Origin of the sequence: Pseudomonas peradeniyensis (assembly GCF_014268935.2) — a bacterium.
GTDB classification, from domain to species: domain Bacteria; phylum Pseudomonadota; class Gammaproteobacteria; order Pseudomonadales; family Pseudomonadaceae; genus Aquipseudomonas; species Aquipseudomonas peradeniyensis.
In genome coordinates, this window is sequence record NZ_JABWRJ020000005.1 from 303962 (window position 1) to 316478 (window position 12517).

The following is a 12517-nucleotide window of genomic DNA, read 5'->3' on the forward strand; positions in this document are numbered from 1 at the left end:
TAAGGATAGTGTTTTTCGTTTTGTAGAGCTTCAATGTCAGTTGGTGCTTGAATTCATGCGGACACACCCCGACGTAAAAGACTTGACATGGCTTCTCGACTTTCCTAAGGACCGAAAAGGGGACAGATTTATTTTTCCTACTCTAACTTCGGTTGCTGGCAGCGAACGGATCTTGCCATCATGTTGGTAGGGCGAAATTAGATAGGAAAAATAAATCTGTCCCCTTTTTCTACGCACGATGGTGAGTGTTTGATCAAGGGCTGTGTGCCGGCCGACTATATTAAAACGGAAAAAATAGGTTTTTATGGAGCCGAAAACATACGAGCTTTTGAATCACATTCCAAAACATGCGGATTATGCCGTGAGTGCAGGAGATTTGGATCCAGAGGATATTCCACAGGATAGAATTGACGCCGTGCTGGATTTGCTTCGTCATGCGAATAACGATGAGGAGCACTTCTTGGCTGCGAAGTTACTGACCAGTTGGGGCATCCATGAAGGGTTGATTGCCTTGGAGGGGAGAATGGACAAACCTGGAGGCATCGAAGGAGTCTATTTCCATCGACTATACGGATACGACGACACTTATCACCAAATACTCTTGGCTGTGACTCGGTATTTTGCCAACGTGGCTGATCGTGGAGATATCGAGGCTGCGAGAATCCAGATCTATTCCCCCCTATCGAAAATCATTGCTTTGGCGAGTAGTGAACCGTTTGAAATAGCCAAAATTTTTGACTTCACGAGTAGTGAAAACTACTCAGAGTATGTGCCTCTTGTTGAAAAGCACCTTGTCGCCATAATTGATCATCCCGAAATACATCGCTGGAAAATTTATGATGCTATTGAGTTTTTGATAGTTTTCAATCCCGGTTTCGTTGCGTCTCTATTGAAAGAAAAAAACAAGACGATTGATGATTTTAGGCCGGTGACATAAGGGCGGTAGCCTCGGTGCAAAAGCAACTGGTGCGGCTGAAGTACCGGCTACGTCTGCAACTGCACCGGAGAAAAGGGGACAGAGAAAAAGGGGGGCAGAGAAAAGAGCGGAAAAGGAACGGAAAAGGGGACAGATTTATTTTTCCTACTCTAATTCCAGCTCCTGGCAGCGAAGGGATCTAGCTGTCATTTAGGTAGGCCGAGATTAGAGTGGGGAAAATAAATCTGTCCGCTATTTTCTAAGTTGGATTCCAAGACGGGTTCTATATCGGTGGGTCGCAGCAAATTGTGGTCCAGAAGCCTTGGCTTGTTGAGGGAGTTCAGGTGATTGATTCGAGTCCATTGAAATGAAAAGCCTCAGCGATATTGAAATGATTCTGACAAGAATGATTGAGCTACTACGTATCGGAGCTTTTAATGATTGGGCGGTAGCTCTTGAAAAATTAAAGGCAGGCTTTGAGTCGGATCCAGAGCGTGCATCACTGAAACTGTTGTCAATGTATGGGGGTATGGGCTCTCTGAATGATGTTGTTCTCTACAAGGATGGCCAGCCTTTAGTTTCAGAAAACAATGAATTAGATTTTTTGAGGTCGCAACTTTATGATCTTTGAGAAAATAGTCTTATGGTTAAAGAACGACAGGCGAAGCTGCTGCTCAGATTCCTGGTTGAGTATAGTCTCGTGAAAACATAAACAAGGGGGCAAAGGGGGTAGATTTATTTTTCCTACTCTAATTTCGACCCGTGTGGGTGTAGAAGTGGCGAACAGTCATGTAAGGCAGGGCAAATAAATCTGTCCCCTTTTTTACTGAATGTCGTAAGCCAGAATGGTACTATCAGATTCTTAGATGGGCAGGCAGGCAAGGTTGCTGATCTCAGTAAGTTTGCATCGTTTAAGTTTTTGAGGGCCAACTAGTGATAGGTTTTGAAGAGTCCCTGGAGATGGTTACTAATTATTTGAGTAAGTCTTCAATGTCGCTGGTTATAACATATTCTGAAGAGTTTCCTGATGGGTGGCTATTTTGCTTCAACTCTAAACAGTATGTTGAGACAGGTGATTTTTTATTTCAACTGGTTGGGAATGGGCCGATTTTTGTTGATAAAGATACCGGCGAACTGCATTTTTTTGGCACGGCATTGCCGCCAAAGGAGTATGTGGAAGAGTACTCTCTGAGGAAGAGTGATAAGAAATAATATAGGTAATTACTGCAAAGGGGGGCGGAAAAGGGGACAGATTTATTTTCCCTACTCTAATTCCAGATCCTGGCAGCGAAGGGATCTAGCTGTCACGTAGGTAGGCCGAGATTAGAGTGGGGAGAATAAATCTGTCCCTTTTTTTCCTAAGGATGTGGATCTAATCACTGGGAGGGAATATTTATGATTATAAAAAAAGCGGCGTTGACAGAAGAGGCTGGTACATGGGTCTTTCGAGGTGCCCCATACTCTGGGGCGGCATTGGAGTTCATGGACGGAGATCTCATGTGGGGTGGCTTGTACGACAATGGCTGTTACATAGGTGATTATCGCAGCGAATTTATTTTGGAGGGAGAGTGCGTCGGAATTGAATCTGAACGTGATTACACAGGTGAACAATTTTTTCTGGGTGGTGAAGTCTATAATGGATTTGCTTATGAGTTTGTCGGTGAGGTTTGTGTCAGTGAACAGCTATTTGAGTATGGCTGGGTTATTGCGGAGGTTACGTATTATTCAGGGGGGCAGCTTCGTTCCCTTGAGGTAGGTGAGGATGTCATACAACAATATGAGTGGTATGAGAACGGCGATTTAATAAATGCAATGCTGTATAAGCGTGATGCCTTCATGATGTCTTTGGGTTTTTCAATGAGTGGATTGCAGCGTTTAACGTTAATGGGGGATTATTTCGGGAAGGTGTCGACGGTTAGTAACTCCATAAGATTTCCTGTGTTGAGAGAAAAGAAGGAACTCTCGGAGCTTATATGCGGTTCGCGGTTATCGCTAAGTGGGGATGGTGTTGATGAATCAGCTATTAAGTACTTGTTAAGTGGTGAAAATTTAAGCTATGTAAAGGAGTTGTGTGTGGATCGTATCTCCGATTCGCCTGAGACTTTGGGCCGCTTGAGAACCCTTGACCAACTGAAAGAGCTGAAAGTCGCCGAAGATGAGGGGAAACGTGATTTCTGGCGCAAGTGGTGTGCGGAGTTCAAGGCGCTTCACACGGAATGTGATGTGTACTTTAATAATCGGTTGGTTGGCTTGGGAGCTTGATGGGCGGTTTGTTCTGTTCGTAGAACTGCCTTCCATATCGATCTGCAAGTCGAGTCGTTTCGGGTAGGCGATAGTGGCGTGTTGCATTCAATACCCAGTGACAGGCAGTTTCAAGGGAGATTCGGTGGCCGATTGAAACGAACACAGGTTTTACATGTTTTTGAGTCCTGAGTGCGGCCCCGATTAGTTCAGCTCCGTCGAACAGGCCTGATTGGCATCCCCTTTCATCAAGGGGAGGGGCGTATTCACCAATGAAGCGACTTTTTCCGCATCCAATAGTGGGTATGTCATAAAGTACCCCCAAATGCGATGCCAAGCCAAACCGACGAGGGTGAGCTATACCTTGCCCGTCGCAGATGATCAGGTCAGGTCGGTGGGTTATAGTTGATAAGAGCTTTACGATAGAAGGCAGTTCTCTAAACGAAAAAAGACCAGGCACATAGGGAAACGAAGTCGTATCCGACCATGCATGCTCTTCGATGACTTCCAGGCTTTCTGCGTCAACCACAACAATGGAGGCAATGAGTGTATCGTTTTGTTTGTGGTAGGCGACATCAATGCCTGCGATACTAGAGATAGGCCCAAGCTGATCTTGCTTGACTACAAGTTTAGATAGTCGTATCTGTAGATCGATAGCCTCGCTTGGGGGTATATCCCAAGGGTGTTGTATGACTGGCTGCATGTGGGCTGGTCTCGCTAAATCAAGCCGGTTAGGTTGTCGTCAACGAATCGTAGGATTATGACATTTAAGAGCCAAATGACCAGCTGATTTTACTATTGATCTTGGACATGAAAAAGCATGAAAGGGACTGAAAATTGGACAGGTCTGGTTTTCCTACTGTAGGTTCGGTCCCTGTGGGGCGAAGGGATCGAGGGGGCATGCAGGATAGGCCGAAATTAGAGTATAGAAAACAAATCTGTACCCTTGTCAGTCCCTTCTCGTCCAATATTAATATTAGAACCCAGGACGGTTGGTTGGATGTTTCGGCCGGTCGTCTGAGTCAGTATATAGGGTGGCAGTTATGGCGAATGGTTTATTTGTTCCAGTGAAAAAAGTTCCTGAGCTAAAAATGCTTAAAGGAAGGCTGAGGAAAGAATTGTCTAGTCTGGGATTTGTGACGCAGAGAATAACCGTTGGTGTAACTTTGGTGGGTAGTGATTGTTTGTTGGATAATATGATTTACATAATGGATCATGAGGGTGGCGCGTGCTGTTGGTTGACCTTCATGAGCGCGGATGATTCTTTGCTAGAGGTGAGTGAGAGTGGAGTGCCATTTATTGCTCATGTTTCGGGAGGGACTGGACGGGGGAGGCGTCTCGCTTTGGCTGTTTCCTATGGTGTATCTGTCGAAGGGCAAGGAGAGTGTGTTTATGATGACGGTCGCCTGTATTTGGGGGGCGGAGCAGGTTCTAGTTCTATAGAGAAACTCAAGAAATTATTGGTGGAGCTGAAATGATTAGATGTCTGCTAAAAACGAAGAAAGGGGGGCAGATCTACTTTTCCCAATCTAATTTAAAGAAGAATAAATCTGTCCTCTTTCTGCTGGAGTAATTTCGTGGGTGGTGATAAGTTATTAGAATATTTGTGCGGAGCGGAACGGAGCTTCGTAAAGTGTATGGGTTATAGTGAGCCCGAGCTGGATAAAATTGCCCGATTATACGATATTCGCATTGAAGGACAACTGCAGTTGTTCTTGAGCAGGATGGGGAAATGCGCAGTAGGTTTGATCGGAGACTCTCAGGTTCAGTTATATCGCACCTCTTGGACGGTGAGGGAGCATTTGCTTTTTCAGGTTGACTTCTTCTCGCAAATGCAGGAGGCAGGTCACTATGGCTTCTTGAATAATCCTTTTGTTTTTTCGCTTGTCTCGGAAACGCAGTACTATTTTCTCCAGACTTCGTTAAGTGATGCTGTCTATCACTATGACTCCAATACTGATGTTGTGACAGAAACAGATGCCGATCTATTTGCTTTTCTGAAGCTTTTGGCTGATGAGAATAGAGGTGTTCTCAAGGTTTTCACGTGTGGTGATTTGTTGAGGATCATTTGAGTAGGACGAAAGTGGAAGTGAGGAAAGAGGGGCAGATCTATTTCCTCTGCTCTAATTTCGGCCCTGCGGTGTCGAAAGGATCGAGAAGTCATGCAGGGACAGTAGGAATTAGAGCAAAGAAAATAGATCTCTCCTATTTTATCCTGTAGCGCTGGGGCAACAGCATGGCCTATATACGGAAAAATAGAAGGGTATGAATGTAGGTATTGTTTATCCAAGTTGGTCGAGCTTTGGGTTTTATGACGTCTCCGTCAATGAGTCTGATGTCAGGGTTCAGAAGGAACGACCGCCATGCGGTGTGCGTGAGATTGTGGGGTGGTTGAGTGATGACGTTAGTAGTAGTGTTAGCGCCAAAGCGCTGATCACTCGGCTGGAGGAGTGTGAGCTTCGTGGTCAACCCGAGTATTTGGGGTTCGGCAATGCACACCACATGGCATATGCGGCAGGTCATCTGTACCTGGAGTGTGAGTATAGTGAGGAATCCCAGGTATTAATGACCCTTGGACAAGCCATTTCTACTTTGAACGACTACGTGATTTTTTTACAGGCTGGCGTTCGGAACAAAGAGGTTCCACCTCAGCCGTTCATGGTTGAATACCTTGCCGAGGGAGAGGGATCTTATAGGCGCTTTGAAGCGCTAGGTGGTCGTTTGGGATTTTCGGTGGAGGAAATGAAAGGTATGAGTCGGGCTAATCGACAAGAAAATAAACGGAGAGTATTGGTCGATAAGTCTCGTACCTCCCAAGAGTAGTGATTTGGTGCTCTGGCTGAGAAGTTTAGGGAGCGAAAAGTGGAGAGATCTATTTTTCCTACTCTGATTTAGGTTCCTGGCGGCGAAGGAGTCTAGCCGTCATGCAGGTAGGCTGAAATTAGAATAGATGAAATAAATCTTTCCCCTTTTTGCTAAAACTGGGCAGTGTGACACACCGAACGTTTGTGCCGAATGGTACTATTAATGGTATGCCGGTGAAGCCATGATTGAAATAGTCTATGAACGAATCTCTAAACGTGAGTTGGCTGACTGGGGAGTAGTGTTTCAGGGTGTCTGCGGTGTTCCTAGTGTTTTAGGGTGTTTGCCAGCGTTCTATGTGGAAAAGTTTGCAGATGCTGAGCTTGAAAGAATGACTGTAGACAGTCCTGCATATGATTTTATTGTCGGTTTGGCTTGTGACAGTGAACTGCTTGCACCTGAATTGTCTGAGCAGTTGGAAAAAATCTGCATGCTTCAGAAGCCTGACATGCAGAGATCCAGGAAAATTTGGCGAGCGGTTGCGTTGGAAACGTTGTTGTTAGATATAGACGCTGACTCAGTGTATGGTTTAATAAAGTTGTCAGAATTTTGGTCGAGTTGGGGGTGGCCTGCTGATGCACCATTGTCAATGACTTCAGGTTTAGGCGCTTTGACGGCGGATGAATATCACTCGTCATTAAATTATAAGTCCGTTGTTAATGAGCACAAGTGGTGGGTGAAAGATCAATTGTCTGGTTTTCATGAAAATTAAAATAGGGGGCGAACCTATTTTCTACTATAATTTCGGCCCTTGTGGGGGCGGAGAAATAGAGCAGTCGTACTGGGTTGGCTGAAATTAGAGTTGAAAAAAGATTTGTCCATTGTTCCGTTATGTGCAGGAAGGTGCTTAAACTCGAGTGAGATACTAATCCGTGGGGCAAATACATATGGGTAGTGTTTCTATTTTTGTAGAGCTTCAGTGCAAGCTGGCTCTTGCATTCTTGCGCTCACACCCTGACGCAAAAGATTTGACATGGCTTCTCGACTTTCCTAAGGCTGGAGAAGTTTTTGTTGATGGCGATAAGTGGCAATTTATCAGGCATGGTTCAGGTTTGCGTTTTGAAAAGATGACGTGTAAAGGGGGCTGGGTTGTGGATATTCATAAGTGCTTTCATGATCCAAGGATAATCGATGGTTGGCGGCTTCTTCAGTTCTTTGATTCACGTGGAGAGTGCATGGATAAGAGTCAGGTTTCTCTGTTATTAAATGAAATGTGCCTGGGCGGGCACTTGCTTGACCAAGGTGGTGGGCAGTATCTTTTTGTAGGTTAACTATGTAGGGCTAGAAAAGCGCGACAAAAAGGGGTGGATTTAATTTGCTTGCTCTAATTTCGGTTCTTGGCGGCGAAGGGATCTAGCCATTATGTAGGTAGGCCGAGATTAGAGTAGGGGGAATAAATCTGTCCACTTTTTTGATGAGAAAGTATATTTTAATGGAGGTTTTATGCTTGAAAATATTAGCGAAGGTAAATTGCCGTGTCAGGTTTTTAGAGATCTGATAAAAGTCGATCCTACTATTGGTAATGTACGTCTTAGTGAGGTTTTTCATGAGGAGTTTATCGAGGTTGATAGTTTGGCTCTACAGCTTATCTGGCATTGACGGGGGCCAGGAAAAACTGAAGGAATTGGTGATGAATCACTAAATGCTGAGCTGTTGGTGATGTTGAAGAACGCTGGTTATTTGAAGAGGTGAAAGATGAGTTTTCCAGTTGTAACTGCTGAGGGGAAGGTTGGTGGCGCAACATTGGACCGGAAAAGGAGGCGACCGGAAAAGGGGACAGATTTATTTTTCCTGATTTATTTTTCCTACCCTAATTCCAGCTCCTGGCAGTAGCGAAAATAAATCTGTCCCCTTTTTCGTGATCTAGCGGCAGTGTGAAAGCTCAGCTTGGGCTGGCAGAAATGTGGCAGTCTCCTGATAATAACAACTTAGCGATATAGTTATTGGTTCTCGCCGTTCGCTGTTATGGAGCGGACCTGTGTTGTCCATTTTTTATTTTGGAGTAAGCAATGATTAGTGTTTCGGAGTTGAATGAGTTGCTCATTGCCAATAATTGCTTGCATTCCATGAGCATGCAGTTTGATGAAAATGCTATGGTCTATGATTTGTCTCTATTAATTGCGGCGTCTGAAAAGGCAGGGACTGATGCGGTACGTATCAGCTTTATTGATGTAAGCCAATTGACCTCCCGGGATTTTGGCGGCGGATTAACTCAGTTGATGCATATGAGCGTGAGTAAGCTGGATTCTGGTCTTGACAGGATACGTTATCAGTTTTGCGATCATGAGGATGGGAAGTTGTCCTTCTGCTTCTCGTCATTCTCGGTTGATTATGTGGTGTAAAAGTGGTTGTAATTTCTTGTCGTAATGTGGATGGCCGGAAAAGCGGACAGATCTATTTTCTTTACTCTAATTTCGGTCCCCGCGGTGTCGAAAGGATCTAGCAGCCATGCAGGGTAGGCACAAATTAGAGTAGAGAAAATAAATCTACCAACTTTTGATCAATATTCAGTTGAATGTATTTGCGCGGAATTGATTCCTGAGGTGATTATGAAATATTTAGAGATTCGATCCGAGATGGAGGTAGTGTTTGAACGAGGGATTAGTGAGCGAAGTCTGACATTGTATCAGGCTTTTGGTTACGCCTATGATGAAATGGATAACTATTTGAAATCTAAGGTTGGGGGCGTGCGCTTGGCTGCTTATGTCTCATTGTTTATAATTCCTGTCAAGGCTGGGTTGGCATTTGTAGCGGAGGATAATTTTACTCAAGATGTAGCCTCTGAGTTTTTGGAAGTATATTTCAGTTTGCAAATTGAAGAGCGTTGTCAGTTGTTCGAGGATGGGGCTGTGATGCTGGCAGATGCTAGAGAAGTCTTTGAGTGCTTTACGAGGTTTGGATTGGCTTGATCTTGCACAATAAAAGCGAATGTGGCATTCGGGAAAGATCTATTTTCCTGCTCTAATTTTAAACTCTTGTGAGGGCGAAGGACTCTAGCTGCGATGCAGGGGAGACCAAAATTATAGTAGAGAAAATAAATCTGTCCCCTTTTCGAAAGCAAGCAGTGTCATTTGTTTTTTCTTATTTGTTAGAACTAAAGTGGGGCGGCTTCGATAAGAATCCGACTGGAGGAATGTTAAGTGACCGATATGGCGCTGGAGGTGGAAATTTTTAATGCTGATGAAGCTGGACGTTTTCTAGCGATGGCTGCGATTGGATTACTTTCATCAGTCAGGGCGGGTGTCATCGAACTGGATGAAGCAGAGCGCTTGTTGTTCTCGCCAGGTGTGGCAAGTGTTTTTAGAAGGAAGGGAATTTCTTCAGTTGTCTGCGATCTTGTTATGGAGTGTTGTGAGTTGGAAGATGTGCTTGGTCTCTTACCCAATAGGTTTGATAGTGAGGTTGTACGGCTTATTGATGCTTTTTCGGAGTATTTAACCGTCACGGCGCCGCTAGATGCCTATTTGGATCATGTGGAATATAGGTAGTTTATATGTCGCTGGCAGTGTCGAAGAAAGGGAGTGGATGTGGGTCTGTTCCCGATTTATACTGCGCTTTTGCACATTAATGCACGAATATGAAAATCATCAAATCCTTTGCAAGATTGACAGGGCTTAAAAAGTTTGCGGCTTGGCGAGCCGGCTGGCAGGAACCAGCATCTGTCGACCTGTTTTCCTATATTGGAGATGTCGTCAGTCCAGAGGACAGTTTGATTTTTTGCAAATGGCTTTTCCCTGATTTCGTCGTGTTCGAGGATTCGGTGATACTGGAAATGAAATTTGACGAGCCCGCATTTCGTGTGTGGCTTGATCATTTTTCAGGTGATCAAGCCGGTGTTGAGGGGATGCTGAATCACACCCATCTGTACGATGTGTTTTCAGGGTGTGGATCTTCGGTGGACGAGGTGGTTTTTGAGCAGCTGTCCGATGTGCTGGCCATGTCCTGGCGAATGGTGTTGAAGGCGCAATTCCCTGATAGAAGATTTCACGTAGAGGCTATTAACTCCGATCAGGAGTATGGCCCGGTGGTCACCTTCCATGAAATGCGTGGGTGAGCTTTGCCGTTCTTTTGACGACAGTACTGAGGATGTAGTGTGTCTGTCGGTCGAGGGTACGTTGCCGGATGTGCCGGTGTGCCATGTTGCACCTGCTTGAGCGCGGTTGGTTCAAGCTGTTCGAAGTCTGCATTCGGCTTCAACCTGCCGGGGCTGCGATGCAGCCCTTTCCGACCGGTCCGACGCCTCGGCCGGAAAGGGCCGCTCCTACAGGGGGATGCGGCCTCCTGTGGGAGCGGCCTTGCCGAGGCGTCGGACCGGCCGGAAAAGACCGCAAACGCCGACTGCTCAGTTCAACCAGCTCAACGCCGGCCCCTGGGGCACGATCCGGGTCGGGTTGATGTGGTTGTGCGAGTAGTAGTAGTGCAGCTTGATATGCGCCATGTCGATGGTGCGGTAGATCGCCGGGATCTGCGTCAGGCGCACCAGGTACTGGTACAGCGCCGGGTACTCGGCCAGGGTCTTGTGGTTGGTCTTGAAGTGCACGTAGTACACCGCCTCGTAGCGGATCAGCGTGGGCAGCAGGAACAGGTCCGACAGGCTCAGCTTGCCGCCCACCAGGTACGGCTGCTTGCGCAGCCGGTGCTCGAGGGTGTCCATGGCCGCGAAGAACTGCTGGAAGGCCTGGTCGTAGCTCTCCTGGTCCGGGGCGAAGCCCATGTGGTAGACCATGCGGTTGATGTTGGTGTGCAGCCACTGGTTGAGCTCGACGATATCGCAGCTGGAGCGGTCGGGCACCAGGTCGATCGGGGTCTTGGCCAGGGGCAGCAGGCGGGTGGCCATCTGCAGCGCCAGCTCCGCCGAATCGTTGTGCACGATACGGTTCTGCTGACGATCCCAGAGCACCGGCACCGACTGGTTGCCGGTGAAGCCCGGGCGCGAGCGCTCGTACAGGCTCGACAGCAAGGTGACGTCCTTGTGCAGCGGGTCCTGGTCGTGCTCGTCGAACTCCCAGCCCTGGTCGTGGCGGCGCGCCGCCACCGAGGTGACGTCCAGCGCATCTTCCAGGCCCAGCAGGCTCTGCACCAGGTGCACCCGGTGCGAGAACGGGCAGGCGTGGGAGATGTACAGGTGGTAGCGGTTGGGCTCGGCCACCAGTTCGCTGAGGAACAGCTCCTGGACCGACGGGTTGTCTTGGCTGCGGGTCATCTTACCTCCCTACGGCGGTGGCCAGGCTTGGGCATGGGCGTTCGCCGAGGGCGGCGATGCTGTGCTGGATCTTCAGGTTGGCGGCGGCCAGGCCCGCGGCCAGGCTTTCTTCGCCCATGCCCAGGCCTTCGGCATAGATGAACTCGACGCTGTTCAGGCCGACGAAGCCCAGGGTCTGCGACAGCCAGCCGGCCAGGGTGTCGGTGCCCTGGCTGTAGACGCCGCCGCTGGCGTTGAGCACGTGCACCGGCTTGTCATCCAGCAGGCCGACCGGGGCGCCGTCGACGTAGGTGAAGGTAACGCCGCCGCGCACGATGTAGTCGACCCAGGTGTGCAGGATCGACGGTGCGCCGAAGTTGTAGCGCGGCAGGCCGATCACCACGCGGTCGGCTTCCTGGATCTCTTCGATCAACTCGTTGGACAGCTTCAGCGCTGCGGCCGCCTCGATGCTGCTGGCGTCACCGCCAAACAGGGCGTCCATGGTCACCGCATTGAGGTGCGGGATGGGCTGGGCGTGCAGGTCGCGTACCACCACCGAAGCTTCGGGGTTGACCTCTTTGAGCTGCTTGAGGAAGTTGTCCACCAGTTGGCCGGAGAAGCCGCCGTCGGACTTGATCGAGGAGCGGATGACCAGGACCTTGTGATTCATTGCGAGAATCCTTTCAGTGATGTGTGTGAGAGCCAGTCTTGAGCAATCGGGCGGGAGTGAAAAGCGCAGATAATCAGGGTATTACCCTTAAGGTTGTCATGTATCGCCAGGGGCTCTGTGCTGGAACGAGCGCGGGGCAAGCCGGCTCCCACAAATCGCGTGGGAGCGGGCTTGCCCCGCGATGAACGTGATGGGTGATTACGCCATTACCACTCGCGCTTGAGCCTGAACTTGCTCAGCTGCGCGCTGGCGATGCGTGTCTGGCTGCCATCGGCGTTGACCCGCCAGGCCTCGGCCTGGGTGAACATCAGGTTGCGGCCGTCGCGGATCACCTTGGCGTGGAACAGCACCTCGGTGTCCCGTGGCGTGGCCGACAGCAGCAGGGTGTTGAAACTGTTGGTCAGGGCGTACTCGTCCGGCCCCAGCAGGGGCAGGGTGGCGAGCATGCTGGTGACGTCGAGCATCGAGTAGATCACCCCGCCGTGCAGGGTCTGGCTGAGGTTGTCGATGGCATCGGTGACGGTCAGCCGGCAGGTGCACTGGCCGGGGGACTGTTCCAGCATTTCCAGCCCGCAGTAGCGCTGGTAGGCATGTTCGAGCAGCGCGCGCGAGTGCGCGGCGGCGTGGTCGCTGATGGTGCTCATGG

At 48.7% G+C, this 12517-nt stretch carries 18 protein-coding genes; 14 read left to right on the top strand and 4 right to left on the bottom strand.

Going from position 1 to position 12517, the window contains the following annotated elements; all coding sequences use genetic code 11:
- Positions 1 to 304: 304 nt before the first annotated feature.
- The 4 genes from HU751_RS25535 to HU751_RS25550 all read left to right on the top strand — a co-directional run bounded on the left by HU751_RS25535 (position 305) and on the right by HU751_RS25550 (position 3178).
- Positions 305 to 937 carry a hypothetical protein gene (locus tag HU751_RS25535; protein WP_186732936.1) on the top strand — a complete coding sequence of 211 codons (633 nt, stop codon included), beginning with the start codon at positions 305 to 307 and terminating at the stop codon, positions 935 to 937.
- 346 nt (positions 938 to 1283) lie between these two features.
- On the top strand, positions 1284 to 1547 hold the full coding sequence (locus HU751_RS25540) for a DUF6966 domain-containing protein (RefSeq protein ID WP_186732935.1): 264 nt from the start codon (positions 1284 to 1286) through the stop codon (positions 1545 to 1547).
- Between the two features lie 329 nt (positions 1548 to 1876).
- Entirely contained in the window at positions 1877 to 2128 is a 252-nt protein-coding gene (locus HU751_RS25545) for a YrhB domain-containing protein (protein ID WP_186732934.1), read from the top strand.
- Between the two features lie 183 nt (positions 2129 to 2311).
- Positions 2312 to 3178: a hypothetical protein gene (locus tag HU751_RS25550; RefSeq protein WP_186732933.1), complete on the top strand. Its 867-nt coding sequence runs from the start codon at positions 2312 to 2314 to the stop codon at positions 3176 to 3178.
- Here the strand turns inward: HU751_RS25550 and nfi are convergent.
- The gene (nfi, locus tag HU751_RS27155; RefSeq protein ID WP_186732932.1) at positions 3147 to 3860 is read right to left on the bottom strand and encodes a deoxyribonuclease V; all 714 of its coding nucleotides are present in this window, start codon (positions 3858 to 3860) and stop codon (positions 3147 to 3149) included. The genes HU751_RS25550 and nfi overlap by 32 nt on opposite strands.
- A 340-nt stretch (positions 3861 to 4200) precedes the next feature.
- On the opposite strand from nfi, the gene HU751_RS25560 reads away from it, so the two are divergent.
- The 10 genes from HU751_RS25560 to HU751_RS25605 all read left to right on the top strand — a co-directional run bounded on the left by HU751_RS25560 (position 4201) and on the right by HU751_RS25605 (position 10073).
- Positions 4201 to 4635 (top strand): hypothetical protein, encoded by a 435-nt coding sequence (locus HU751_RS25560; RefSeq protein ID WP_186732931.1) that lies wholly within the window; start codon positions 4201 to 4203, stop codon positions 4633 to 4635.
- Positions 4636 to 4734: 99 nt separating this feature from the next.
- Positions 4735 to 5229 (top strand): SMI1/KNR4 family protein, encoded by a 495-nt coding sequence (locus HU751_RS25565; RefSeq protein ID WP_202892791.1) that lies wholly within the window; start codon positions 4735 to 4737, stop codon positions 5227 to 5229.
- 193 nt (positions 5230 to 5422) lie between these two features.
- Positions 5423 to 5980: a hypothetical protein gene (locus tag HU751_RS25570; protein WP_186732930.1), complete on the top strand. Its 558-nt coding sequence runs from the start codon at positions 5423 to 5425 to the stop codon at positions 5978 to 5980.
- A gap of 223 nt (positions 5981 to 6203) precedes the next feature.
- Positions 6204 to 6731, top strand: coding sequence for a DUF2247 family protein (locus HU751_RS25575; RefSeq protein WP_186732929.1), 528 nt, complete (start codon positions 6204 to 6206; stop codon positions 6729 to 6731).
- A gap of 175 nt (positions 6732 to 6906) precedes the next feature.
- The gene (locus tag HU751_RS25580; RefSeq protein ID WP_186732928.1) at positions 6907 to 7290 is read left to right on the top strand and encodes a DUF6896 domain-containing protein; all 384 of its coding nucleotides are present in this window, start codon (positions 6907 to 6909) and stop codon (positions 7288 to 7290) included.
- Positions 7291 to 7462: 172 nt separating this feature from the next.
- Positions 7463 to 7618, top strand: a complete 156-nt coding sequence (locus tag HU751_RS25585; RefSeq protein ID WP_186732927.1) for a hypothetical protein — start codon at positions 7463 to 7465, stop codon at positions 7616 to 7618.
- Positions 7619 to 8028: 410 nt separating this feature from the next.
- Complete coding sequence (locus HU751_RS25590; RefSeq protein ID WP_186732926.1) at positions 8029 to 8361, top strand: hypothetical protein; 333 nt, start codon at positions 8029 to 8031, stop codon at positions 8359 to 8361.
- 207 nt (positions 8362 to 8568) lie between these two features.
- On the top strand, positions 8569 to 8928 hold the full coding sequence (locus tag HU751_RS25595) for a hypothetical protein (RefSeq protein WP_186732925.1): 360 nt from the start codon (positions 8569 to 8571) through the stop codon (positions 8926 to 8928).
- 240 nt (positions 8929 to 9168) lie between these two features.
- Positions 9169 to 9507 (top strand): DUF3969 family protein, encoded by a 339-nt coding sequence (locus tag HU751_RS25600; RefSeq protein ID WP_225933413.1) that lies wholly within the window; start codon positions 9169 to 9171, stop codon positions 9505 to 9507.
- A gap of 89 nt (positions 9508 to 9596) precedes the next feature.
- Positions 9597 to 10073, top strand: a complete 477-nt coding sequence (locus tag HU751_RS25605) for a hypothetical protein (RefSeq protein ID WP_186732923.1) — start codon at positions 9597 to 9599, stop codon at positions 10071 to 10073.
- A 288-nt stretch (positions 10074 to 10361) separates the two neighbouring features.
- Here the strand turns inward: HU751_RS25605 and HU751_RS25610 are convergent, their stop codons facing one another.
- From HU751_RS25610 to HU751_RS25620, 3 genes are all read right to left on the bottom strand, one after another.
- On the bottom strand, positions 10362 to 11222 hold the full coding sequence (locus tag HU751_RS25610; RefSeq protein ID WP_051555768.1) for a glutathione S-transferase C-terminal domain-containing protein: 861 nt from the start codon (positions 11220 to 11222) through the stop codon (positions 10362 to 10364).
- A gap of 1 nt (position 11223) precedes the next feature.
- Entirely contained in the window at positions 11224 to 11871 is a 648-nt protein-coding gene (locus HU751_RS25615) for an FMN-dependent NADH-azoreductase (RefSeq protein WP_050706621.1), read from the bottom strand.
- 206 nt (positions 11872 to 12077) lie between these two features.
- Entirely contained in the window at positions 12078 to 12515 is a 438-nt protein-coding gene (locus tag HU751_RS25620) for a PaaI family thioesterase (RefSeq protein WP_028692820.1), read from the bottom strand.
- Positions 12516 to 12517: the final 2 nt, after the last annotated feature.